At 58.0% G+C, this 22,075-nt stretch carries 21 protein-coding genes; 20 read left to right on the plus strand and 1 reads right to left on the minus strand.

Going from position 1 to position 22,075, the window contains the following annotated elements:
* Nucleotides 1–140: 140 nt before the first annotated feature.
* Nucleotides 141–1,517 (plus strand): NAD-dependent malic enzyme, encoded by a 1,377-nt coding sequence (locus M7439_RS11620; protein WP_298344953.1) that lies wholly within the window; start codon nucleotides 141–143, stop codon nucleotides 1,515–1,517.
* An 85-nt stretch (nucleotides 1,518–1,602) separates the two neighbouring features.
* On the opposite strand, the gene M7439_RS11625 is transcribed toward M7439_RS11620, so the two are convergent.
* Nucleotides 1,603–2,370: a hypothetical protein gene (locus M7439_RS11625; RefSeq protein ID WP_298344955.1), complete on the minus strand. Its 768-nt coding sequence runs from the start codon at nucleotides 2,368–2,370 to the stop codon at nucleotides 1,603–1,605.
* A gap of 105 nt (nucleotides 2,371–2,475) precedes the next feature.
* Between M7439_RS11625 and M7439_RS11630 the strand changes: the two genes are divergently transcribed.
* From M7439_RS11630 to rpsO, 19 genes are all read left to right on the plus strand, one after another.
* Entirely contained in the window at nucleotides 2,476–3,342 is an 867-nt protein-coding gene (locus M7439_RS11630) for a tyrosine-type recombinase/integrase (protein WP_298344958.1), read from the plus strand.
* An 8-nt stretch (nucleotides 3,343–3,350) separates the two neighbouring features.
* Complete coding sequence (gene whiG / locus M7439_RS11635; protein WP_298344961.1) at nucleotides 3,351–4,112, plus strand: RNA polymerase sigma factor WhiG; 762 nt, start codon at nucleotides 3,351–3,353, stop codon at nucleotides 4,110–4,112.
* Between the two features lie 476 nt (nucleotides 4,113–4,588).
* Nucleotides 4,589–5,320, plus strand: coding sequence for a 30S ribosomal protein S2 (gene rpsB / locus M7439_RS11640; protein WP_298344964.1), 732 nt, complete (start codon nucleotides 4,589–4,591; stop codon nucleotides 5,318–5,320).
* Nucleotides 5,321–5,367: 47 nt separating this feature from the next.
* The gene (gene tsf, locus M7439_RS11645; protein ID WP_298344967.1) at nucleotides 5,368–6,165 is read left to right on the plus strand and encodes a translation elongation factor Ts; all 798 of its coding nucleotides are present in this window, start codon (nucleotides 5,368–5,370) and stop codon (nucleotides 6,163–6,165) included.
* Nucleotides 6,166–6,169: 4 nt separating this feature from the next.
* Nucleotides 6,170–6,901, plus strand: a complete 732-nt coding sequence (gene pyrH, locus M7439_RS11650; protein WP_366525268.1) for a UMP kinase — start codon at nucleotides 6,170–6,172, stop codon at nucleotides 6,899–6,901.
* Nucleotides 6,901–7,473, plus strand: a complete 573-nt coding sequence (frr, locus tag M7439_RS11655; RefSeq protein ID WP_298334850.1) for a ribosome recycling factor — start codon at nucleotides 6,901–6,903, stop codon at nucleotides 7,471–7,473. The genes pyrH and frr overlap by 1 nt, the downstream gene beginning before the upstream one ends.
* 14 nt (nucleotides 7,474–7,487) lie before the next feature.
* On the plus strand, nucleotides 7,488–9,200 hold the full coding sequence (locus M7439_RS11660) for a phosphatidate cytidylyltransferase (protein WP_298344970.1): 1,713 nt from the start codon (nucleotides 7,488–7,490) through the stop codon (nucleotides 9,198–9,200).
* Between the two features lie 17 nt (nucleotides 9,201–9,217).
* A complete protein-coding gene (dxr, locus tag M7439_RS11665) occupies nucleotides 9,218–10,372 on the plus strand; it encodes a 1-deoxy-D-xylulose-5-phosphate reductoisomerase (protein ID WP_298344973.1) in 1,155 nt (384 codons plus the stop codon).
* Nucleotides 10,365–11,687 (plus strand): RIP metalloprotease, encoded by a 1,323-nt coding sequence (locus M7439_RS11670; RefSeq protein WP_298344977.1) that lies wholly within the window; start codon nucleotides 10,365–10,367, stop codon nucleotides 11,685–11,687. The genes dxr and M7439_RS11670 overlap by 8 nt, the downstream gene beginning before the upstream one ends.
* A gap of 23 nt (nucleotides 11,688–11,710) precedes the next feature.
* Complete coding sequence (gene ispG / locus M7439_RS11675; protein ID WP_298344981.1) at nucleotides 11,711–12,829, plus strand: flavodoxin-dependent (E)-4-hydroxy-3-methylbut-2-enyl-diphosphate synthase; 1,119 nt, start codon at nucleotides 11,711–11,713, stop codon at nucleotides 12,827–12,829.
* Between the two features lie 33 nt (nucleotides 12,830–12,862).
* Nucleotides 12,863–14,581 carry a proline--tRNA ligase gene (locus M7439_RS11680; RefSeq protein ID WP_298344984.1) on the plus strand — a complete coding sequence of 573 codons (1,719 nt, stop codon included), beginning with the start codon at nucleotides 12,863–12,865 and terminating at the stop codon, nucleotides 14,579–14,581.
* 97 nt (nucleotides 14,582–14,678) lie between these two features.
* Nucleotides 14,679–15,170, plus strand: coding sequence for a ribosome maturation factor RimP (gene rimP / locus M7439_RS11685; protein WP_298344987.1), 492 nt, complete (start codon nucleotides 14,679–14,681; stop codon nucleotides 15,168–15,170).
* On the plus strand, nucleotides 15,160–16,335 hold the full coding sequence (nusA, locus tag M7439_RS11690; protein ID WP_298344990.1) for a transcription termination factor NusA: 1,176 nt from the start codon (nucleotides 15,160–15,162) through the stop codon (nucleotides 16,333–16,335). The genes rimP and nusA overlap by 11 nt, the downstream gene beginning before the upstream one ends.
* A gap of 32 nt (nucleotides 16,336–16,367) precedes the next feature.
* Complete coding sequence (locus M7439_RS13165) at nucleotides 16,368–16,595, plus strand: YlxR family protein (protein WP_366525241.1); 228 nt, start codon at nucleotides 16,368–16,370, stop codon at nucleotides 16,593–16,595.
* 78 nt (nucleotides 16,596–16,673) lie between these two features.
* The gene (gene infB / locus M7439_RS11695) at nucleotides 16,674–19,376 is read left to right on the plus strand and encodes a translation initiation factor IF-2 (RefSeq protein ID WP_298344994.1); all 2,703 of its coding nucleotides are present in this window, start codon (nucleotides 16,674–16,676) and stop codon (nucleotides 19,374–19,376) included.
* 7 nt (nucleotides 19,377–19,383) lie between these two features.
* Nucleotides 19,384–19,740: a ribosome-binding factor A gene (locus tag M7439_RS11700; protein ID WP_298344997.1), complete on the plus strand. Its 357-nt coding sequence runs from the start codon at nucleotides 19,384–19,386 to the stop codon at nucleotides 19,738–19,740.
* The gene (gene truB / locus M7439_RS11705; protein ID WP_308464504.1) at nucleotides 19,721–20,650 is read left to right on the plus strand and encodes a tRNA pseudouridine(55) synthase TruB; all 930 of its coding nucleotides are present in this window, start codon (nucleotides 19,721–19,723) and stop codon (nucleotides 20,648–20,650) included. The genes M7439_RS11700 and truB overlap by 20 nt, the downstream gene beginning before the upstream one ends.
* Complete coding sequence (gene ribF / locus M7439_RS11710; RefSeq protein ID WP_298345003.1) at nucleotides 20,647–21,639, plus strand: riboflavin biosynthesis protein RibF; 993 nt, start codon at nucleotides 20,647–20,649, stop codon at nucleotides 21,637–21,639. The genes truB and ribF overlap by 4 nt, the downstream gene beginning before the upstream one ends.
* 77 nt (nucleotides 21,640–21,716) lie before the next feature.
* Nucleotides 21,717–21,974: a 30S ribosomal protein S15 gene (gene rpsO / locus M7439_RS11715; protein ID WP_298210495.1), complete on the plus strand. Its 258-nt coding sequence runs from the start codon at nucleotides 21,717–21,719 to the stop codon at nucleotides 21,972–21,974.
* Nucleotides 21,975–22,075: the final 101 nt, after the last annotated feature.

The raw sequence follows: 22,075 nt of genomic DNA on the forward strand, positions 1-22,075 counted from the left end.
GGGGCTGTTCTGTCTGTAATCCATGAACGCGTTGGTGCTGGAGGGAGGGGTCGCATCCGTGAAGACTTGAAGGTAGACGGACTTATGCCCTATTGTAGGTGCAGCTAGATAGACGCAAGTGTGGAACGAAAGGTGGAACGGTGGGCAATCCGAGTGCTTCGTTTTCGGTGACTTTGCGGGTGGAGATCTCCGACTCGCGCCTGGTCGGCGCGATCACGACGGTGTTGGCTGAAGCTGGTGGTGCTATTACCGCCCTCGACACAGTGGAGTCCCGGGGAGAGCGGCTTGTGGTCGATATCACCTGCAACGCTGTCGATGAAGAGCATGCATCCCGGTTGCGTTCGGAGGTCGAGGCCATCGAAGGCGTCACCGTGCGCGCCATGAGCGATCGCACCCTTCTGTTACACCTGGGAGGTGTCTTGGCGACGGAGTCCAAGGTCCCGCTTAAGACACGCGATGATCTCTCGATGGCCTATACGCCAGGAGTTGCGCGGGTATCACTAGCGATTGCACGCGATCATGGGGCGGCGAGAAATCTGACTATCAAGCGCAACAGTGTGGCGGTGGTGACTGATGGATCAGCGGTGCTCGGACTCGGTAATCTTGGTCCTGAGGCGGCTCTGCCGGTGATGGAGGGCAAAGCAGTCCTGTTCAAGCGTTTTGGTGATGTCGATGCTTGGCCAGTGTGCTTGGCATCTCAAGATGTCGACGAGATCGTACAGGCAGTTCGCATGATTGCACCTGTCTTTGGAGGCATCAACCTTGAAGATATCTCCGCACCGCGCTGTTTCGAGGTCGAGCGACGCCTCCGAGAGCACCTCGACATCCCGGTATTTCATGACGACCAACATGGCACGGCGATTGTCGTTCTGGCGGCCCTGCTCAATGCACTTCGGGTCGTGGAGAAGCGTCTGGACACGGCAAAGGTGGTCGTCCTCGGGGTGGGAGCAGCTGGCGTGGCAATCGCCAAGCTACTCATCAATGAGGGTGTTGGTAACCTGATCGCCGTCGACCGCGACGGAGTTCTTGATCCCCAGTCTAGCTCGCTCGACGAGAATCGCCTGTGGGTTGCTCAACACTCGAACCCTGATGGCGTTCGAGGGGATCTGCGTACCGCGCTCCAGGGGGCTGATGTGGTCATCGGGGTCTCCGGGCCAAACCTGTTGACCGAGAGTGATCTGCGGCACATGGCGCCTGATCCGATTGTCTTCGCCCTTGCGAACCCTGATCCTGAAGTCGAGCCGTCTGTGGCTCGTCGTATTGCGCCTGTCGTTGCGACCGGTCGCAGTGATGAACCAAATCAGATCAATAATGTGTTGGTTTTTCCAGGGTTTTTCCGAGGTCTTCTGGACGCAGGCGCGACAAAAATTACTGAGGCGATGGAGCTGGCGGCAGCCCGCGCACTGGCAGCGATCGTTACCGAAGACGAGTTATCACCGGCCTACATCGTTCCAACGGTCTTTAATCCAGCGGTGGCACCCACGATCGCCCAGGCGGTGGAGGCGGCGGCAAAGTAAGAGGCTCCTGCGCTGGTAGTCCAAGAGAGATAGCGGTTGCTCAATGGTGATGTTTGAGGAGGTATCTCGTTGGGCGGGTTGTCGTTTAGCCGGGACAGCTATAGCGGGCGGTGGCAGTGATAAATTTCTTGACGAGCCGGAAGCTGCCGTGGGTGAAGGTGAACTCGAGCGATTCCATGGCAGCTGGCGGTTGGTCGGGGACCGAGTAATCAATGCCCGTAAGTCCTACGATGGTGAAGGCGTTCCCGTGGACAAATTGCGGGCCGCTCGTGTAACAGTTGATGCTCGAGAGAACTGGACCTGCCGCTTTATAATCTGAACTCTGAGTCGTTCCAGGTGGGCTTGGGACCGCCCTTGCTTGTTGGTCGCCTTGGAGCAGGTTTGAGAAGTAGAGAACGCTTGTCGCAGAATCGTGCTGCAGTGGGCTTGGTGGAAGGGAGACCAGCGTGGAGAGCAGCTGTGGCCGGGTGCTACTCGAACTGGTGGGAGGGGCGAATGCCCAAAGTCCATTCGGTAGGGATGAGGCATTGATGCCACAAGTCGCCGTTACGATGGCGATAGGTGCGTGTGACCCCACGAGATAGCCGACGACGGATCCGTGTTCGACGACTTTTGCCCCAGGGTTGACGTGGCAGTGGGGGAGAAGACTAGGGTAGGTCACCCTAGACCAGTTGACGCTGCTAAATGCTTTGGCATCAGCTCGATCCCTTGCAGTGGTAGGAGTGGGTTTGAGCACGCCGCTGGACTTGGCGGTCACGGGCTTGGCGTTTGCGGATCCACAACTCGTCAAGAGGAGCGCACCCAGGATGAGAGCCGATGTGAGGAGAACTGGAGGAGGTGTTTTTCGGGGCACCTTTCAAAGGCTAACCTGTGACCGTGGGATCAATAGCTACTGATGGTTCAGGTTCTCCCGCACTTCGGCTGTTCGAGGGCGAGCTGGCTGGTAGGAACTATGGTGATGGGTGTGGGTAATGCGCGTTGTTGGCGGCTGGAGGAGTACCGCGCCTCGCTGAGTTATCTCTCACCCGCGACCCAACACCGATATCTTACGGGTTTGGATTGGATGATTCGCGCCTCTGCTGAACTTGGTATACTCGACCCGGCTGATCTGAATGTTCGCCTTGTACGGCGGGTGATATCGAAGCGACAGGCGAGCGGGGTTGCCCGATCGACGCTGCGAACTGATCTCGCGGCGTTCTCGTCCTATCTGCGTTTTCGTGATGACCTTGATCTCGCTCCGCTGCGTCTGGCGCTCGTGAAGCCGGGAACATCGACGCAAAGGAAGCTTCCTCGAACGTTGGATGCAACAAGCGTTCGTGCAACTCTCGATGGCCTTCGATCGCATCCCGATGCGAACCTTCTGCACTACGCCGTACTTGAGACGCTGTATGACACTGGGCTACGCGTCGGTGAGTTGGTGCAGCTCGATCTTGGGGATGTGGATTTCGCAGGCTGCCGGATCTCGGTACGCAATGGCAAAGGTGGGAGACCGCGGGTCGTGCCCGTTGCTCAGTGCTGCCTCGATGCGATGCAACGCTACCTAGGAACCCGATCCGACCGTTCAACGGCGCTCTTTTTGGGTCCTCGGGGTTCCCGACTCGGAGTTCGATCGGTGCAACGCATCGTCGATCACTATTTTCCTGGTGCACACCCACACTCCTTGCGTCACAGTTATGCAACCCATCTACTAGAAAACGGTGCCGATTTGCGAAGCCTTCAGGAGCTTCTCGGACACGCTAGACTATCCACAACGGAAATTTATACTCATGTGAGTCACGAACGGTTAGCAAGGGTCTATCGGGAGTTACATCCACGGGGCAAGTAGGGGCTGCGATGCAAGGTGATGCCGACTTAGATAAGTTATGGCATAGATACAAAGAGACTGGCGACCAGGGTTTGCGAGACCGTCTTTTGGTGACCTATTCGCCGCTGGTACGCTTTGTTGCCTCAAGGGTCGCGATTGGTCTGCCGAACTCGGTCGAACAGGCCGACCTTGCGAGCTACGGTACCTTCGGTCTGATCGATGCTATCGAGAAGTTTGACCTTGATCGCAATATCAAGTTCGAAACCTATGCAATTACCCGTATCAAGGGCGCTATTATCGATGAACTCCGAGCAATTGACTGGGTGCCGCGATCGGTTCGTGCGAAGGCAAAAGCAGTGGAACAGGCCTATGCAAAGCTGGAAGCAAAGCTCCATCGGAGTCCAACCGACAAGGAAGTCGCCGCTGAGCTAGAGATTGATGAGTCCGAATTGCAGGCGATCTTCTCCAAGATCTCTTTCCTAGGCATTGCAGCGCTTGATGAGGTGGTCCTTGGTGGGGAGCGCAACGAAGGTATGACGCTAGGCGATACCATTGCTGATCGTAAGGAGAGCGCCAATGGCTCCTTTGAGCAAGAAGAGACTCGGCGCATGCTTGTTGATGCCATCAATCGGCTGGGTGACCGAGAGAAGATGGTGCTAACCCTCTACTACTACGAAGGCTTTACCCTGGCCGAGATCGGCGACATTCTCGGCGTGACTGAGAGCCGAGTCTGCCAGATTCACTCGAAGGCGGTATTGCAACTCCGAGGTAAGCTCGGCGACGTGGGCTAGCGCCGGCGATCGATTAGTTCACTCGGGAGCGGAGCGTGCATGCGTCGGTGGAGCGCTTGGCTCCGTCGGACAATCGCTTTTCTCTGGCAGCTTTGATTGAATGAACTCGATTGCAGAGGTCGGCAATGCCGAACCGGACTCGTGAAAAGTGCCCAAAGGTAGCGATGCGATACCTGGCGTATCGGGAATCGCTTCGGTTGGGTACCACAACCGTTAACGATCTTGAGAGGGCGATTTCCCGCTAGGTCACGCCCGATCTGGATGGAGTGTACATCTCTACCGAGCGCTTGAGGAAAGGTACGCAGCGAGTCGTAGGCGCCGATTGCGACGCCGACCACCTCATCGAAGAAGGCTGACCTCGACTGTGGTTGCTGCTAGGCTACCTTCGGCTCAAATTTGAGTAAGTAACGGGAGTGTTCGACCCACGGTCGGCGTTTGTCGCGAGGACACTTCTTAGTGCAACCGATGGGAGGATCATGCCAGATAAACCACTAGTAACCATGTCTCAGCTTCTTGAGGCGGGAGTCCATTTTGGTCACCAAGCCAAACGGTGGAACCCAAAGATGAAGCCTTATATTTTCGACAAGCGCAATGGTATCTACCTGCTCGATCTGCGCCAGACACTGCAGGGAATCGACGAGTCTTTCCGCTTCGTTCGGTCGTTGTCAGCTCGAGGTGGCAGTGTGCTCTTCGTCGGTACGAAAAAGCAAGCTCAAGATGCTATCACGCAGTATGCCAAGATGGCCGGTATGCCCTACGTAAGCCATCGGTGGTTAGGCGGCATGTTAACCAACTTCCCCACGATCGCCTCGCGAGTGCGCAAGCTTCAAGAGTATGAGCAGATGAAGGTGCAGGGAGACTTCGACGCAATGCCGAAGAAGGAGGCGCTGTTGTTGCAGCGAGAACTCACCAAGCTGGACCTCAACCTCGGTGGTGTTCGCAACATGACCAGGTTGCCGGATGCTCTGTTCGTTATCGATACCGTCAAGGAACACCTTGCGCTCACTGAGGCAGCTCGTCTCGGCATCCCGGTGATAGCCGTGGTCGACACCAACTGCGACCCAGAGCTGGTGGATCATATCATGCCAGGTAATGACGATGCGATCCGGTCATGTGAGCTTTTCACTCGGCTGATTGCGACGGCAATTATCGAAGGGAAGTCCAAAGCTGGTGCTTTAGAACCCGTTCCGGCGCCGGTGCCAGCGTAACAACAATCTGTCCTATTTATTGATATAATCAGAAAGGAAGGCCGAGGGTGGCTGAGATCAAAGCTGCGGACGTACAGGCGCTGCGTAAGCTCACCGGCGCAGGGATTCTCGACGCGAAGAAGACACTTGAAGAGACAGGTGGCGACGCCGAGCGTGCGGCACAGCTGCTTCGGGAGCGGGGCGTCGTCTCTGCGGCGAAGCGAGCCGAGCGTGAAAACAGCGAGGGAGCGGTAGCGCTCTCCATGGTTGGCAATCGTGCTGGTGCACTCGTTGAACTCAAGTGTGAGACCGACTTTGTCGCGAAGTCAACGGACTTCGTCAACACCGTGAACGAGATCGCTGCTGCTGTCGCGGAGCGAGGAGAGCAGGCGGTCACGGAGTATGAGGAGATGATCTCCTCTCTTATCATCTCGTTGAAGGAGAACATCTCGCTCGGTCGAGTCGTTCGACTTGAGGCCGGTGAAGGTGAAGAGGTGTCGGGTTATCTGCACGTTCAGGCGGATCGAGGGGTTAACGGAGTGCTCGTGCAGCTCAAGAATGGGTCGAATGAGCTCGCCCACGACATCGCGTTGCACATTGCATTCGCTCGTCCAACGTATCTGCGAATCGAGGACGTTCCGGAATCGGTGGTAGCGCAGGAGCGCGAGACGCTCGAGACGATGACGAGAAATGAGGGCAAGCCAGAGGCGGCCCTCGAAAAGATCGTAGCAGGGCGCCTTGATGGCTTTTACAAGTCCATCTGCCTGTTGGAACAGCCCTTTGTGAAAGATGAGAAACATCGAGTTCGAGAGGTGCTAGGACAAGCAACGCTCGTCGCGTTCGCGCAACTCGTCGTCGGCGAGTAGCTCGTTGACGACAGTGCAGTCATCGGATGATCGATGCCGAATTCTACTCAAAATCTCGGGCGAGGCGCTTGGAGATGCGGCCAAGGGGCCACTTGACGCGAAGGTACTGACCCAACTGGCCCAAGAACTCGTCGGGCTCCGTTCGGAGCTCGACGTTGAGATCGCCTTGGTGGTCGGTGGCGGAAATATTTGGCGTGGCACCTACGGCGTGGATATCGGCATTGATGCTCCAACATCGGACAACATTGGGATGCTTGCGACGGTGATGAATGCGCTCGCACTGCAAAGTGCCATTGAGGCGCTCGGCCAGCCAGTCCGGCTCCAGAGTGCCATCCAGATGTCCGAGCTTGCCGAGCCCTACATCCGGCGCAGAGCGGTGCGTCATCTCGAAAAGGGTAGGATCGTCATTTTCGCTGCTGGCACCGGTAATCCGTTTTTCACGACGGACACCGCAGCTGCACTTCGAGCCGCGGAGATCGGTGCGCAGACGATGATGAAGGGTACACATTCAGGGGTTAATGGAATCTACTCCGCCGACCCGCGCCTTGACCCCAGCGCTACGAAGTATGATCATGTTGGGTATATGGATGTCATTTCGCGCGATCTCAATGTTATGGATATGACTGCCGTCACTTTCTGCAAGGACCACGACATTCGAGTGATCGTGTTTGACGTGACCAGCCCTGGTAATATCGCTCGCGCATGGCGTGGTGAAATCGGAACGGTGGTTGACTGATGGCTGAAGAAGTAAATACGGATCTGGTTATCGCCGAGACGAAGACCAAGATGGCCAAGGCCGTTGAACATACTGAGGAGGAGTTTGCTTCGGTACGCACAGGTCGTGCGGCTCCAGCGTTAGTCGAGCATCTCCTCGTTGACTACTATGGCTCGCCCACTCCGCTGATGACCATTGCTGGTATCGGTGTCTCCGATGCACGTACCTTGGTTATCAATCCTTACGATCGCGGGAGCCTCGGTGCTATCGAGACGGCTATACGCAATGCAGATCTCGGCGTGAACCCCAGCAACGATGGTGCGGCGATTCGCATCACCCTGCAGCCCCCTACGGAAGAACGACGCAAAGAACTCATTAAGGTTGTTCGTGCGCGCTCTGAGGAGGGGAGAGTTGCAGTTCGAGCCATACGGCGTAGTGCGCGCCACCAGTTTGAGGTTTGGCAGAAACAGGGTTCACTGACGACTGACGACCTCGGGGACCTTGAGAAACAGCTCGAACAGTTAACGTCGCAGTATATCGCTGAACTTGACAAGGCGTTGGAGACCAAAGAGCGCGATTTACTTGAGGTCTGAGAGGGGCCGTATCGATGGGTGAGGGTGAGGAACGCCACCGGCGAGGGCCCAACGGGCAGTCAGAGGGGCCGTTGTTCAGTGGTCAAGGTGAGCCTCCACAGGACGACGATCCTACGCTGTTCTATGACGAGGTGCCTGGGTCTGAAGCCGCGGAAGATCCTGATCAGACGCTGAGTCTTGACGTGCCCTATAGTATCTCAGGCACTCCGGAGCGCCAAGTCAACGATCGCACTGGGGAGGATGCAACGGTCGAATTGCCTGGTTGGCGAGATCCGCCTACAGGTGAGATCCCTCGAATCATCGAGGAGCTGGCCGGGGAGCCTCTTCCTCGTGTGCACGAGGAGGCCCCGACCAATTTTGATGCGCTTGAGGATAGGGAGGACCGATCCGACACCTCCGCCAGCGATACTAACGACGATTTCTTGGTGCCTGTGGAGCGCCTCTCCCCAGATCGAACTGTTACGAGTCCCCCCATGTCCAATGAGGCAATGAGGCCTACGTCTCCGGAGCGGACGTATCGAGAGCCGTCAGGGGCCCCACGAGTACCCGAAGGTGATGCGCCGGTCAAGCCTCCCTCGCCGGAAGTCGGCGATGATGGTGTGGCCCTCCAGCGCATGATCGATGAGCGCAGGGGGTCGTCGGCGAGTACTCCACGACCACCAGTGGCTAGCGGCGATACCCAAGAGGCGGAGAGCACGAGGCGAGACGGTCCGCCGGAGGGCGCAGTGTTGGGTCGCACGCGCCACGAAGTCATGCGTGCTCGAAGAGGATCGCCATGGTTGGGTAGGGATTCTGTTGAGAACAAAAGGGCGCACCCCCACCGCGATCATCAGAACGACGCGGCCCCAGCGCCGGAGAGAGATGCCCCAGTGCCGGAGAGAGATGACAGAGTTTCTCCCGGGACGGATCCACTTCGCCGCATTAAGGTGGTCCGGACCATCACGGGGGTCGTACTCGCCCTTGTCTTTATCGGCGCGCTCAAACTTGGAACAATCTCGACGCTAGTGGTCGTGGTCGTGGCGGTCACTACCGCTGCAGCTGAGGGCTACAATCTGCTGCGCCGAGGTGGTTATCGGCCCGCTGCATTGGTGGGGCTTCTCGCCGTTATCGGGTTGGTGGTTGGTGCCTATGTGGCAGGAGAAGATGCCATAGTTTTGGTGATCTTTGTGGCCATCCTGGCCTCCCTTGTCTGGTTCATGGTTCAGCACCGTGGTGAGCAGTTTGTGGTCGGTGTAACCACCACGATGGTCATTGTGGTGTGGGTTGGCCTATTTGGGGCGTTCGCTGGGCTCCTACTTCGACATGCGTTGTTTGGAGATGGTGGTCTCGGTCTCCTGATCGGGGCGTTACTCTGTGCAACGACCGCCGATGTCTTCGCGTTTTTTGGTGGCTCGCTTCTGGGGAAGCATAAGCTTGCTCCGGCGATTTCACCGGGGAAGACTGTCGAGGGGGTTCTTATCGGTGGCGCGGCGGCAATTTTGGTTGGTGCATTCGCGCTCCCGTTGATTCACCCGTTTACCCTTGAGGCGGGGGTGTTGATTGGTGTGGCGTCAGCGATTATCGCCCCGGTAGGCGACTTGGCCGAGTCTGCGCTGAAGCGCTCGGTATCGGCTAAGGATTCTTCACGGTTACTCCCAGGTCATGGGGGTATGCTGGACCGCATTGACGGGATACTGATCGTACTACCAGTCGCTTTTTATCTGTTTCTGAGTCTCCACTTAAGGTGATGCATTAGAGGGTTACCATGAAATCAGTTGCCGTTATGGGTTCGACCGGTTCGATCGGTTGCCAGACACTTGATCTTGTGCGGCAGGATCCAGGGACCCTCAAGGTCACTGTGCTAGCGGCGCACTCGAATATCGAACGCCTTCTCAAGCAGGTGCAGGAGTTTCATCCGCTCGTCGTGGGAGTCTACGATGAGGTCGCGGCCAAGGAGCTGCGGAGTCACGTGGATGCCAGTGTTGCCGTCGTGACGGGGGAGGAGCTGGTAGACGCTGTGACCGCAGCGGAGATCGTGATCAACGGCGTGATGGGGTTTGCTGGTATCCGCATCACTGAGCGCGCATTGCGAGCCGGTTTGCGTCTCGGACTGGCGAATAAGGAGTCGCTTATTGCTGCGGGAGACCTTGTGCTCGCGCTTTTGTCGATGGGCGGAGAGCTCATTCCGGTCGACTCCGAGCATTCTGCAATCTTTCAAGCGATGGGGCTGTCGCGGCAAGTTCCGGCTGGCTTTGCCCGGTTGGTCATCACGGCATCAGGTGGACCCTTCCGGCAACTTTCTGCCCAAGCCCTTCGCACGGTAACCATAGAGGATGCACTCGCGCATCCGACGTGGTCGATGGGACCAAAAATTAGTGTGGACTCATCGACATTGTTTAACAAGGGACTCGAGGTCATTGAGGCTCACTACCTTTTTGGGGTTGAGTACGACGCGATCTCGGTCGTGGTCCATCCGGAATCTTTGGTCCATTCGATGGTTGAATTCACTGATGGTTCCACACTGGCACAGCTCTCCATGCCCGACATGAGGCTCCCAATCTCTTTGGCGCTTTACTCGCCACTTCGGAGCGATCTCGCTCACGGTGCGTTGGACTGGTCACGACCCATGACGCTGAGCTTCGAAGAGGTCGACCGGACGCGTTTCCCAGGACTTGGGTTAGCGTACGCGGCAGGAAAGCTCGGGGGTGGTGCCCCTTGTTGGATGAATGCGGCCAATGAGGTTGCGGTGGCGGCTTTCTTGAACTCCAGAATCGGTTGGTTGCAAATTTATGAGGTGGTTGCCCGGACCATGGAGAGCTATGAGGTAGGTTCACCAATGAGTATCGATGAGGTTGTCGAGCTGGATCGGCAGGCGCGGGTGGTCGCCACCGAAGTGGTGCAGGTGCTCGCCAGTGCCTGACGTCGATACCGTCAACGATGCCGATAGTCGAGAAAACCGGGCACCGACACTCGCGGAGGCTCGCTCCTTCTCTGGACGCCGACTGATCGAGTTTTTGATCGCCATCGCGGCGATCATTGCTTTCGCCGCCCACATCCATGCGCTCTCTACGTTGGTGGTCGTCGCGGCCATCGCGGCGATGATTATCTTGCATGAGTTCGGTCACTACATCACCGCTCGGTTATCGGGTATGAAGGTGACGGAGTTCTTTATTGGCTTTGGCCCTCGAATCTGGTCGATCAAGGTAGGCGGGATCGAGTACGGCGTCAAGGCATTGATCGTTGGCGGCTATGTCAGGATCTCTGGGATGACCAATGTTGAAGAGGTTCCGCCAGAGGATGAGGCGAAGACCTATCGGCAGGCTACCTTCCCGCGCCGAATTCTCGTGAGTGTAGCGGGTTCGTTGATGCACTTCATCATGGCTTTTGCGATCCTGTGGATCCTGCTCTCGAGCGTCGGTTTTGCCGTCTCGAGTGGTGGAACCGTGATCGCCGCGGTCGCCAAGACTCCCCACATCGAGTCGCCAGCGATCCAGGCGCACATTCCTGCCGGATCCACCGTCCTGGCAGTGAACGGGATTACCCACCCGAACACGACGACCTTTGGCAAGATCATCGAAGAGAATCCAGGCAAGCCGGTACACCTCACGCTTGCGGTTGGGCACAAGGTGATCCATCGAACCGTGATTCCCGTCAGTGCTGCAGTTTTGGCGCGTACGGATCCGGCGTACAAGCCGCTGCACCAAGCTGGGGTGATCGGTGTGAGCATCGAGGCGACCTCGAAGACGGTCACCGATTCGTTCCTTAGTGGTGTCGGCCACGCCGTGACGGGGTTGGGTTCCTTTGCTTGGCAGTCGGTGACAGGGATCCTTTCACATTTTTCACCTCATGGCATCGCGACCTACGCCCACGAGGTGATCCATCCGTCATCAAATCCGACGTCGGCACGGGCACAATCACGCTTTGAGTCACCGATCGGCATCGTCTACTTGGCGAACGACGCGGTACACTCTGGCATCTCGGCGGTCCTTGAGCTCCTGTTCTTGATCAATGTCTTCGTGGGTGTCTTCAATCTCTTCCCCTTCCTGCCGCTCGACGGTGGTCACGTCGTGATCGCCATCTATGAGCGCCTGCGCTCGCGTAAGAACCGCCCCTATCACGCCGATGTCATGAAGCTGATGCCTGTCACCTACGCAGTGCTGACCATCATTTTGCTCATAGGGGTGACGGCACTGTATTTGGATATCGTTCATCCAATCGCGAATCCATTTCGCTAGGCTAGGAATGAAAGTGAGTTACAATGACACGTGAACAGGTAGTACTAGCAAAGCGCCGCGTCGCACGATCAGTCCAGGTTGGCAAGGTCACCGTCGGCGGCGATAGCCCGATCTCCGTGCAGTCGATGACGACCACCAAGACCGCCGATGTCGAGGGTACGCTCGTCCAGATCTACTCATTGGCTGCCGCCGGTACAGAGATTGTCCGATGTACCTGCAACTCGCAGGATGCAGCTGATGGACTTCGTCAGATCGTTCCACGATCTCCTGTGCCGATCGTAGCTGATATCCACTTCCATGTGGAGATGGCGCTCGCCGCACTGGAGTCTGGGGTCGCTGCACTTCGACTGAATCCGGGCAATCTGCGCAAACCTGAAGAGATCAAACTCGTGGCGCGTGAGGCGGGAGCGCGTGGCGTTCCTATCCGAATCGGCGTGAACGCTGGTTCGCTGCACCCGGATTTTGCGAAGCAGTATGGAGGGATCACCGCGGAGGCGATGGTCGCCTCTGCACTGCATGAACTCGATCTCTTCCATGAGGTGGGTTTTGACGATGTCGCCTTTTCGGTCAAGGCTTCGAATGTGGCGTTGATGATCGCTGCCTACCGGTTGCTCGCCCAAAAGGTCGATCACCCGCTCCACCTCGGGGTCACCGAGGCGGGGCCATTGCCCGGTGGTCTCATCAAGGCCACGGCTGGTATCGCCACCTTGCTCGCTGAAGGGATCGGGGACACCATTCGTTACTCGCTGACCGCAGACCCGATCGAGGAGGCCCGAGCCGGACGGCAGCTCCTTGAGTCGTTGGGCCTTCGCGAGCGCAAAGGACTCGACTTCATCGCATGCCCAAGTTGTGGAAGAGCAGAGATCGACGTGGTGGCGGTCGCTACCGAGGCGCAACGAGAGCTTGAGAAGCTTGGCCTCCCCCTACAAGTCGCGGTTATGGGCTGTAACGTCAACGGACCGGGTGAGGCGCGTGAGGCTGATATTGGCATCGCTGCCGGCAAAGGGAAGGGTCACCTCTTTATCAAGGGAAAGATTGTCGAGGTCGTTCCTGAGGCGAACATGGTCGCAGCCCTCGTGGAGGAGGCACAGGCGATCATGGTTGAGGGTGTTGAAGCGAGGCTTAACAAGAAGCGTCGCTGAGCGATCATTGGGGCCGTGCTAGCCTTTGTTCCCATGCGAACATCTGAACTCGTCTTTAGGAGTCGACGGGAGGTCCCTCAGGATGCTGAGGCCGCCTCACATAAAGTCCTGATTCGTGGGAACTACATTCGTCGGCTCACCAGTGGTGTCTATAGCTTTCTTCCGCTGGGTTTTCGCGTGCTTCGCAATGTGGAACGCATCGTCGAGGAGGAGCTGGACCGTGCGGGGGCATCCCAACTTCTGTTGCCGGCACTCCAACCGGTGGATATCTGGAGAGCGACCGGTCGTATCGACAAGATGGCGGATGTCCTTTTTCGTGTTGACGGTAAATCAGGTGCATTTGTGCTTGGACCGACCCATGAGGAGGCGGTGATCGAGGCGATGAGCCCCGACATCGAGAGCTACCGCGATCTGCCCAAGCTGGTCTATCAGATCCAAACCAAGTTCCGGGATGAGCCCCGGGCACGTTTTGGATTGATGAGAACACGCGAGTTTATTATGGCCGATGGCTACTCCTTCGACGTTGATCGCGACGCGATGCGCGACTCGTATCGAAGGTTCTATGACGCCTACCTCGCCATCTTTGCGCGGCTCGGTCTTCGGGCGGAGCCGGTTGAAGCCGATGCTGGCTCTATCGGCGGGGACGTGAATCATGAGTTTATGGTCGCCTCCAGCATTGGAGAGGATCACTTTGCTCACTGTAGTGACTGCGGCTATCAAGCCAATATCGAGGCTGCTCGCGCTGGCGAACGGCCATCGGTCGAGGTTGACCCAGAGGGTCAGCCGGTGACGTATGCGACGCCGAATGCGCCGGGGATTGAGATCGCAGTGAAGGCGCTGCGCGATCTCGGTGCAGAGGTAGAGGTTGCGAGCATGCTCAAGTCGATGTTGTTGATTGACGACCTGGGTGATCGGGTCATCGCGCTCCTACCTGGTGATCGTACGCTCAACGTTCCACGTGGCATGCGCTTGGCCACCGATGCCGAGATGACGGGGTTCGCGAAGGGCTACATTGGTCCGCAGGGTCACGGCTCTGAGGTTCGGGTGATTGCAGACCCCTTGGTCCGTACGCGTCCTAGTTGGGCGAGTGGAGCCAATGAAGTGGGTCATCATTGCGTCGGTCTGCGCGTTGGTGTCGATTTCCAGGTCGATCAATTTGTTGATCTGGTAGTGGTTGAAGATGGAGATCCATGTCCTCGATGTGGCGGGGTTCTATCGCTGATTCGTTCGGTGGAGGTCGGCCATACCTTCCAGCTCGGGTTGACCTATTCCGGAGTCTTGTCCCATGCCCGCTATCGTTCCGTTGACGGTGAGGAGCTGCCCTACTGGATGGGTTGCTATGGCATTGGGGTGACGAGGGTGCCGGCGGTAATCGCGCAACAGTATGGCTCAGTGGATGGGGATGCGGTGGTCTGGCCGATAGAGGTTGCCCCTTACGTCGTGAGTATCGTGGGCGTGGGTGCCACCAAGACCAACGAGGTGGCTACGGTAGCCGAGCAGTTGCACGAATCGATGGTTCAGTCTGGCATTGCAGCGCTACTCGAAGATCGGAGCATCTCGACTGGGGTGGCGATGCGCGATCTCGAACTGATCGGATCCCCCCTCTTTTGTATCGTTGGTGCCCGTTCATTGGCCAAGGGCGTCGTCGAGTTGCGAGACCGCATTCGAGAACAGACCGTCGAAGTTCCGATCGACGAGGTCACCGCCACGATCCTGTCGCTCACCCGGGCACTCGCATCTGAACGACGATAGCGATGCGCTATACTGGTGAAGGATAATTCGTAGTATGGGAACTGCGTGGGCGTGAGCCCACGTTTTTTGTTCAAGTGGATAGGTGGGAGGAGGAGGTATGCTCTCGAGTCAGACGCTTATCGATCTCCTCGACCCGGTGATCGCGCCGCTTGACCTTCGCGTGCTATCGGCTACCTGGCACGGGCGGGTTCTAGACCTCCGACTCGAGCACTATGATGCGTCAGCTCCCTCGCTAGATGAGATCGCGCAAGCATCGAAGACCGTCTCGGCGGTGCTTGATGATGCCGGTGGACAAGGAGATGGCACCTACACGCTTGAGGTGTCGAGTCCAGGGCTTGAGCGTCCACTGCTGCGATTGACCCATTTTCAGTGGGCGACCGGGCGAGATATACAGTTCACGTCGACGGATGGGGTCGTTGCAGGCGTGTTGGCTCGCGTCTTCGATGAGAGCGAACCAAGGATTGAGGTCATCGTGGAGGGCGAATCACGACTCTATGCACTGCGCGAGATCGATCAGGCGATGACCGTCTTCCAGTGGGGTACCAAGAACAAAAACAACGATGGAAGGAGGCAGGTCGATGGCGCGTGACAACCAGGATTTTATGGATGCCCTTGAGGTAATTGCTCGAGAGAAGGGCCTGACGGTAGAGACACTACTTGAGTCGTTGGCGAACGCATTGGTGGCTGCCTATAAGCGCATGCCTGGGGCGGCCGATGAGGCCTACGTCGAGATTGACCCGGATAACGGTGAGATCCGGGTCTTTGGACAGGAGCTTGACGACGACGGCAATGTCGTGCGCGAGTGGGAGGACACCCCGAAGGATTTCGGTCGCATAGCGGCACAAACGGCCAAACAGGTGATGTTTCAAAAGATTCGTGATGCTGAACGCGATCTCAAATACGAAGAGTATGCGGGGCGTGAGGGTGATGTGGTGACCGGTGTTGTGTCCCAGATGGATACTCGGTTCACGCTGCTCGATCTCGGCAAGATCGAGGCCATTATGCCCCATACTGAGTGCCCACCGAATGAGCGCTACTCCATTGGACAGCGGATCAAGGCCTATATTGTTGAGGTACGCAAGACGGCGAAGGGCCCTCAGATCGTCGTTTCACGTACGCACCCCGGTTTGGTCAAGCGACTTTTCGAGCTCGAGGTCCCCGAGATCGCTTCTGGGGTCGTCGAGATCAAGGCGATTGCGCGTGAACCAGGTCATCGTAGCAAGGTGGCCGTCTGGTCCAACGATGACGGGGTCGACCCGGTGGGTGCCTGTGTTGGGTCGCGCGGATCCCGTGTGCGCATGGTGACCAATGAGTTGATGGGTGAGAAACTCGATATCGTACCATTTTCAGACGATGTTATCGAGTACCTCGAACGGGCGATTCAGCCTGCCTATGCGCTTGAGGTGCGTATTGATGAGGCTGCTGGCTCGGCACTCATCGTCGTCGGAGATGATCAGCTTTCGCTCGCTATCGGCCGAGAGGGCCAAAACGCTCGACTCGCAGCGCGCCTCAGCGGGCTGCATATCGATGTCCGTGCCGAGAGTGAGGTGGCCGCACTCGATCGTGAGGCGGCGGCCGAAGAAGGTTACCTCGAGGACATCGCTTCATCCCCAATGGGCCAGGACAGTCCGCCGAGCGATGGGCAAAGTACCGCATCAGAGGGTGGGGCGGATCAGGTTGATGAGGATCGAGGGGTCTCCGATGTGGCGATTGAGACGATGGACGCCCCGACTGGGGATCCTTCCGAGGGGTGACGATGGCTCGCAGTCGGCGAGTCGTGATACGGATGTGCGTGGGCTGTCGACGTCGACGGCCAACGTCGGAGTTGATTCGACTCGCGGCCTATGATGGCGATGTTCACCTACGGGCGGGACACGGCAGGGGCGCATGGTTGTGCTCTGACTCTCGACGGTGTGCCGAAGAGACATTCAGAGGCGGACGTTTGTCGAAGGCACTAAGAATTCCTATCCCCCCGGCTAGACTGGCTAGGTTAAAGGACTCCTTTGGTGTCTGAGCGAGCGCAAGGTAGAGGTTGCAATGGACTCAGATGGCGTAGGCGTCGAGTCGGTACAGTGGAGGTCAGGTTTCGTCGTTGGCTAAGAAGTTACGAGTTTATGAGATTGCGAAGGAGTTAAACCTCTCCAATAAGGAGGCGCTTGATCTGTGCCTCGCCCTTGGAATAGACGTGAAGTCACACTCCTCAAGCGTTGAGGAGGCGCATGCTGACCGTGCGCGTCGACGTGCACAACGCGAAGGTATTGGCATCTATGGTGCAAAGGCGGAACCGACTCAAGACCAGCCTGAGGAGGCAGTCGCTGAGCCCAGTCCTGCTCCAGCAGTGGAGGTGGTTCCCGAGGAGCGTCCGGCGGCCAAGCCAGCAGAGGACGAGGATAAGCACGACTTAGCGGCCGTGATTGCACAGGAGTCCGCCAAGCGTGAAGAGGCTGAACGTGTAGCGATCGCCAATGCAGGCAAGCTCGCCCGTGAGGCCGCGGAACCCCAGGCTCCACCGCGACCGAGGTCATCACCGGTATCGCCCTCCGGTCAGCCAATTCCGCCGCCACCAGCGCGTAAACAACAACCCCTTACCTCCTTCTCCGGGCGACCAATTCCGCCGCCCCCGCGTCCTTCCGCGAATCCCGATCCCCGTGGTCGCAGGCCAGCTCGTCCTCCGCGTGACGGTAGCCGAGCTCCACTGCCTCCTCGTACGGGCCGACCCGACGATCGACCGCCGCGCCCTGCGGGACCGAACGATCGTCCTCCTCGCACTGATCAGACCGGTGCGCGTCCAGGGGCGGGCACTGGACCCTCTACGGGCGGATTTCGAGGATCCCCGCCGCCACGAGGTGGTAGCAGAGGTGCGCCGGCACGAGGTCCAGGTGGACCAATGCCAGCTCCGCGCGGCCGTAGCCGTGGTGGACCGAAGTCGAAGAAGCGGGTATCGAGGAAGGAGTACGAAGAGCTCGAGCCGACGACGGTATCGAGTTACGTCCCCTCGAGTGCGCCGATACCGGATCACGAAGTCATCATCGAGCGCGGATCGACCGCACAGGAGGTCGGGCCCAAGCTCAATCGTTCAGCCGGTGATCTGATTCGCTTTCTGTTGTTACAGGGTGAGATGGTCACGGCAACACAGTCGCTCTCTGACGAGATGATTGAGTTGTACGCTGCCGAACTCGGTGCGCAAATTCGCATGGTGGATGCTGGACAGGAACAAGAGGCGATGCTCGCCGCTCGCTACCTCGACGTTGACGAGACCGAAGACGAGCATGCGATCGCATCTCGTCCGCCCGTCGTCACCGTTATGGGACATGTTGATCATGGCAAGACACTGTTGCTCGACCGCATTCGCAACTCCAACGTGGTTGCGGGTGAGGCTGGCGGCATCACTCAGCACATAGGTGCCTATCAGGTCGAGCTGCCAGGTGGTCGTGTAACCTTTATCGATACGCCAGGCCACGAGGCCTTTACGGCCATGCGCGCACGCGGTGCTGGGGTGACGGACATCGTCGTCTTGGTCGTTGCTGCCGATGATGGTGTCATGCCCCAGACCGTTGAGGCGATCAACCATGCAAAGGCGGCTGGCGTCCCAATCATTGTGGCTCTCAACAAGATTGACCGGGCCGATGCCGATCCGAATCGTGTCCTCCAACAGCTCTCGGAGTACAACCTCGTCCCAGAGAAGTGGGGCGGCGACACGATCGTCGTCGAGATCTCGGCGCTACAGAATTTAGGCATTGACGACCTGCTTGAGCAGATCCTGGTGTTGGCCGAGGTGTTAGAGCTCGATGCGAACCCGACGGGCCATGCCAGAGGCACGGTCCTTGAGGGTCACCTCGATGTGGGCCGTGGCCCAGTGGCGACGGTGTTGGTGCAGTCGGGGACGTTGCGGGTCGGTGACTCGATGGTTGCTGGACAGGCATGGGGGAAGGCGAAGGCCCTTGTCGATGATCGAGGCAACAAGGTCAATCTTGCCGGACCATCGGTTCCGGTACAGGTATTGGGCTTCTCTGAGGTTCCCAGTGCCGGCGATCTGTTCCGTGTGACCAATGAGATCGCGAGTGCGCGAGAGGTGGCGGAATCGCGCGAGCAACGGTTACGTCTGGCCGCCAACGCCAATCGGGCTATCGGTAGTTCGGGGATCAAACTCGAGGATCTCTTTGAGCAGATCCAAAAGGGCGACGTGCCGATGCTCAATATCATCTTGAAGGCAGATGTCCAGGGGAGTCTTGAGGCGCTCGCTGACGCGCTTGCGAAGCTCGCCCGCGATGAGGTGGGTCTTGCGATCATCCACAAGGCAGTAGGCGGCGTCACTGAGAACGACGTAGCACTCGCTGCTGCGTCAGATGCACTTATCATCGGTTTCAATGTGCGTCCAGACCGACGTGCTCGTGAGGCGGCCGAGCTCGCCCACGTTGAGGTTCGCACCTATGAGATCATCTACAAGGTCATCGAAGACATCGAGGCTGCCGTCGTCGGCATGCTCAAGCCTGAGTATGAAGAGGTGGTCACCGGTGAAGCTGAGGTTCGCGAGGTCTTTAGGATTCCTCGGGTTGGCGCGATTGCTGGTTGTTATGTGCGATCGGGTGTGATCACACGAGGATCGCACGTGCGATTCTTGCGCGAGGGAGTGATCCTTTGGAAGGGTACCGTGGTGTCGCTGCGACGATTCAAGGATGATGTTCGTGAGGTGAGCGCTGGTTTTGAGTGTGGTGTTGGACTCTCCGATTTCCAGGATCTCCATGGCGGAGATCTGATCGAGACCTTTGAGCTCCGCGAGATCGCCAGGGAGTAAGCCGAACATGGCCAGTCGAGGTTCGCATGGGTACGAGAGGGTTGATCGGGTTTCACGGCTGCTACAAGAGGTGGTGGCCTGGGAGCTTGAGCGTATCGGAGATATCGATGATCGTGTGGCGTTGCTGACGATCACCGACGTACGGGTGCGCCCTGACTTACGCTCTGCTCTGGTCTTCTTTGCTTCGCTCACCGAGGAGGCCGAGATCGCGCTTGAGGCACACCGCATTGAGCTGCAGGCTGCGATCGCTCGGCAGGTCCGCATGAAACGCACGCCTCAGTTGCAGTTCATCGTCGATGATGTGTTGGCAACCTCGGAGGCGATTGAGGCGGTTTTACGCCGCCATGATCAAAACCTTGGCTAAGCAAGCGATGGAGGCAGGGGGCTTTTACGCTCTCGACAAGCCGGTTGGCATCACCTCGCAGCGGGCGCTTACCATTGCGAAACGGCAACTGGGGATCAAGAAAGCTGGGCATAGCGGTACACTTGACCCGCTCGCCTCTGGTCTCTTGGTGGTCGCAGTTGGTTCTTGGTCGCGATTGTTGGCCTTTGTGTTGGGTGCGGACAAGGTGTACTATGCGACCGTACGCTGTGGACTACGCACCGATACGCTCGACATCACTGGGGCGGTCGAGGGCTTTCAAGCTGTTCCCTCCACCCTGGGGGCGGAGGCCGTACAGGCGGGACTTGCGAGTTTTCTCGGCACCATCGACCAGTTACCGCCGGCCTTTAGCGCTCTTAAGGTCAACGGTGTGCGGGCCTATGCACTTGCGCGCGCGGGTGAAGAGGTCACTCTGGCGCAGCGGTCAGTGACGATCTATGCCATTGATCTTCTTGATCTCGCTCGTTCAGGTCCATTTTTGGATGTGGTGATTCGCGTTCACTGCTCTTCGGGTACCTACATCCGATCACTCGCCCGGGATCTTGGCGAGCTTCTCGGTACGGGTGCGACGCTGTATGCGCTACGACGGGAGTCGATCGGTTCAGTGACGCTTGCGTCTGCGAAGGATCCCACCTCCCTTGAGCCGGACGATCGTCTCCCTTTGTCGGTGATCTTTCCTGACGCACCATCCTACGCGATTGAGAGGGAGTTGCTGACACAGGCTCGCAATGGTCATGTGCTTGCATGTCCACCTGCGCTTGGCGATGGTAAGGAGGTGTTGGTTCTGGCCCAAGGTGCTGAGCCCGAGTATCAACGACTTGTTGGGGTCTATGGTGTGCAGGGCGATAAGCTGGTCCCATTGCGTGTGGTGCCGCCAGAGGGGGCTAAATGATCGAGGTGCTCAGCTCTGAAGCTCCGACCTACTCGTTGGATCAGTCGGTCGTAACCATTGGAGCCTTTGATGGTTTTCATCTCGGTCATCTCGGCCTCATCGGTGCTGCGCGTGAGGAGGCCGATCGGCGAGCATTGCCACTTGTAGTCGTCACGTTTGACCAACATCCGATGAAGGTGCTCGCTCCCGAGCGCGCCCCTCGTCTCCTTATGGGTCCAAGGTTGCGCCACCATCTGTTGGGTGCCCTCGGTGTGGATGTCCTCTATCTCCTCCACTTTGATCCAGCACGTGCCGCTCAGGCTCCGATCGACTTTGTCGATGAGGTGCTCGTCCACACCTTGGGTGCGACAGGGGTCTACGTGGGGGAGAACTTTACCTATGGAGCCAAGGGTGCAGGATCGATTGCCGACCTTGTCGAACAGGGCGCACTCCGAGGGTTTTCGGTGCACGCGTCTAGGTTGCTGACCGTCGGGGAGTTAACGGAGAACCCCGAGGCGATTGCGCTGTTAGGAACCGACCGAGTGGTGTCGGCAACGCTGATCCGATCCCTCGTACAAGAGGGTCAATTGGACCTTGCCAACGAGCTTTTGGGTCACCCTTTTGGGGTCGAAGGAGTCGTGGTGTCTGGGGATCGACGAGGACGCACCCTTGGCTTTCCTACCGCCAACCTCGTGGTCGGCGAGGAGTTCGTGAAGCCACCGGATGCCGTCTACGCGGGGTATACCTACCTTGACGGTCGGCGCTATGCGGTAGCGATCTCGCTCGGTACTCGCCCGATGTACTATCCAGAGGGTGGAGCTCGGCTGCTTGAAGTCTTCGTCATCGGAGCGGACGAAGACCTCTATGGGAGGGTGCTGTGCGTCTATTTCCTGCGAAAGCTGCGAGAACAGCAGGTCTTTGATTCTGAGGAAGACTTTCGTCAACAGATGGAGCGTGATGTGCATGACACGATCGAAGCGGTCGGGGCCTGGCCGTCTTTCCTTCCTTGAGGCGCTATGATGAACGCCGTACTCGTAAGTGAAACGTCAATCTGGTGGGTCCAGATCTAGAAGAGGAATGACTACGTATGTCGACTAAGCAAGAGGTCATTGCGAGCTACCAGACTCGTGAGGGTGATACCGGTTCCCCAGAGGTTCAGGTCGCCATTCTCACGGATCGGATAGCTCAGCTCACCGAGCATCTCAAGGTGCACAAGGGCGATCACCATTCGCGCCGTGGCCTCATGATGATGATCGGCCGACGCCGACGACTTCTCGACTACCTGCGCAACCAAGACGTTGAGCGCTACCGTACTTTGATATCCCGTCTTGGTTTGCGACGCTAGTCGCGTTTGCTCCAGAACAAGCAATCGTAAATAAGGAGAAATATGTCGGCAATCAGTGTCGAGCGTCAGTTCACGGGTATGGATACCCTGATTCGTTTTGA

This window comes from Ferrimicrobium sp. (assembly GCF_027319265.1).
Lineage (GTDB): Bacteria > Actinomycetota > Acidimicrobiia > Acidimicrobiales > Acidimicrobiaceae > Ferrimicrobium.

Coding starts and splice junctions, on each gene's coding strand:
- rpsB (WP_298344964.1), top strand. CDS start 4,589: ATGCCAGATAAACCACTAGTAACCATGTCTCAGCTTCTTGAGGCGGGA.
- M7439_RS11630 (WP_298344958.1), top strand. CDS start 2,476: ATGGGTGTGGGTAATGCGCGTTGTTGGCGGCTGGAGGAGTACCGCGCC.
- nusA (WP_298344990.1), top strand. CDS start 15,160: ATGGCGCGTGACAACCAGGATTTTATGGATGCCCTTGAGGTAATTGCT.
- ribF (WP_298345003.1), top strand. CDS start 20,647: ATGATCGAGGTGCTCAGCTCTGAAGCTCCGACCTACTCGTTGGATCAG.
- M7439_RS11700 (WP_298344997.1), top strand. CDS start 19,384: ATGGCCAGTCGAGGTTCGCATGGGTACGAGAGGGTTGATCGGGTTTCA.
- whiG (WP_298344961.1), top strand. CDS start 3,351: ATGCAAGGTGATGCCGACTTAGATAAGTTATGGCATAGATACAAAGAG.
- M7439_RS11660 (WP_298344970.1), top strand. CDS start 7,488: ATGGGTGAGGGTGAGGAACGCCACCGGCGAGGGCCCAACGGGCAGTCA.
- rimP (WP_298344987.1), top strand. CDS start 14,679: ATGCTCTCGAGTCAGACGCTTATCGATCTCCTCGACCCGGTGATCGCG.
- frr (WP_298334850.1), top strand. CDS start 6,901: ATGGCTGAAGAAGTAAATACGGATCTGGTTATCGCCGAGACGAAGACC.
- M7439_RS13165 (WP_366525241.1), top strand. CDS start 16,368: ATGTGCGTGGGCTGTCGACGTCGACGGCCAACGTCGGAGTTGATTCGA.
- M7439_RS11680 (WP_298344984.1), top strand. CDS start 12,863: ATGCGAACATCTGAACTCGTCTTTAGGAGTCGACGGGAGGTCCCTCAG.
- ispG (WP_298344981.1), top strand. CDS start 11,711: ATGACACGTGAACAGGTAGTACTAGCAAAGCGCCGCGTCGCACGATCA.
- truB (WP_308464504.1), top strand. CDS start 19,721: ATGATCAAAACCTTGGCTAAGCAAGCGATGGAGGCAGGGGGCTTTTAC.
- dxr (WP_298344973.1), top strand. CDS start 9,218: ATGAAATCAGTTGCCGTTATGGGTTCGACCGGTTCGATCGGTTGCCAG.
- rpsO (WP_298210495.1), top strand. CDS start 21,717: ATGTCGACTAAGCAAGAGGTCATTGCGAGCTACCAGACTCGTGAGGGT.